Source organism: Simplicispira lacusdiani, from assembly GCF_003604195.1.
In the GTDB taxonomy this organism is placed as follows: Bacteria; Pseudomonadota; Gammaproteobacteria; order Burkholderiales; family Burkholderiaceae_C; genus Simplicispira; species Simplicispira lacusdiani.
In genome coordinates this window covers 1-773 of record NZ_QXGR01000043.1, presented here as the reverse complement: position 1 = coordinate 773, position 773 = coordinate 1, and the positions used below count along the sequence as shown (strand labels likewise).

Below are 773 nucleotides of genomic sequence, written 5' to 3'. Positions count from 1 at the left end.
ATCGGCTGGCGCTTCATCAACAAGCTGATGAAGGAAAAGTACGGCGTGGACTCCATGCCCGAGACCGCCGAGAACGTCGCCGTCGAATACAAGATCGAACGCGAAGCCCAGGACCGCATGGCCCTGTCCAGCCAGCTCAAGGCCGTCGCCGCCCAGAAGGCCGGCCACCTGGCCCGTGAAATCACCCCCGTCACCATCCCCCAGAAGAAGGGTGACGCCATCGTCGTCAGCCAGGACGAACACCCGCGCGAGACCAGCCTCGAAGCCCTGGCCAAGCTCAAGGGCGTCGTGCGCCCGGACGGCAGCGTCACCGCCGGCAACGCCTCGGGCGTGAACGACGGCGCCTGCGCCCTGCTGCTGGCGAGCGAGGCCAGCGCCGCCAAGAACGGCCTCACCCCCAAGGCCCGCATCGTCGGCATGGCCACGGCCGGCGTGGCCCCGCGCATCATGGGCATCGGCCCGGCGCCGGCCACGCAGAAAGTGCTGGCGCTCACCGGCCTGGGCCTGGAGCAGATCGACGTCATTGAACTCAACGAAGCCTTCGCCGCGCAGGGCCTGGCGGTGCTGCGCCTCTTGGGCCTGAAGGACGACGACGAACGCGTCAACGCCTGGGGCGGCGCCATCGCGCTGGGCCACCCGCTGGGGGCCAGTGGGGCGCGCCTGGCGACCACGGCGGTCAACCGCCTGCATGCCACGGGCGGGCGCTACGCGCTGTGCACGATGTGCATTGGCGTGGGGCAGGGCATCGCCGTCATCCTGGAGCGCGTGTGAGC

Annotated in this window: 1 protein-coding gene; it reads left to right on the top strand. The window is 70.1% G+C overall.

What is annotated here, in order from left to right; translation table 11 throughout:
- Positions 1–771 (top strand): acetyl-CoA C-acyltransferase (locus D8S75_RS17300; RefSeq protein WP_119967592.1); only part of this gene is annotated, 771 nt, incomplete at its 5' end.
- Between the last annotated feature and the right edge of the window lie 2 nt (positions 772–773).